This is a genomic window from Faecalibacterium sp. DFI.5.82, from assembly GCF_029076575.1.
GTDB classification, from domain to species: Bacteria; Bacillota; Clostridia; order Oscillospirales; family Ruminococcaceae; genus Faecalibacterium; species Faecalibacterium duncaniae.
On the sequence record NZ_JARFIS010000538.1, the window covers coordinates 1 to 309 of the forward strand.

The following is a 309-nucleotide window of genomic DNA, read 5'->3' on the forward strand; positions in this document are numbered from 1 at the left end:
GCCTCCGGTCTTGTAGAGCCGCGGGGGGGCCTGCTGGCCCTTGCACTGGCCGGGTGGGTCAGTGCAGCCCTGCCCTGGCTGATGAGCCTTGCCGCCGGGTGGATGGTCTGTGTGACGGCACAGGAGATGATCCCGGAAGCCGTGGAGGCAGACGAACCGGCGGGGGTCATCAGCGTGGTAGCAGGGTTTGCCCTGATGATGGCGCTGGATGTTGCCCTGTAACGCAAAAAGGAGACCGCGCGGTGCGGTCTCATTTTTTTGTCTGTCAGTGTGCTTCTAGTATTTCGGCCTGCAGGGTATCCAGCTGCT

At 62.8% G+C, this 309-nt stretch carries 1 pseudogene; it reads left to right on the plus strand.

The features are described from left to right. A pseudogene (locus tag P0G09_RS17780) lies at nucleotides 1-222 on the plus strand (ZIP family metal transporter); the annotation flags it as partial. Nucleotides 223-309 lie beyond the last annotated feature (87 nt).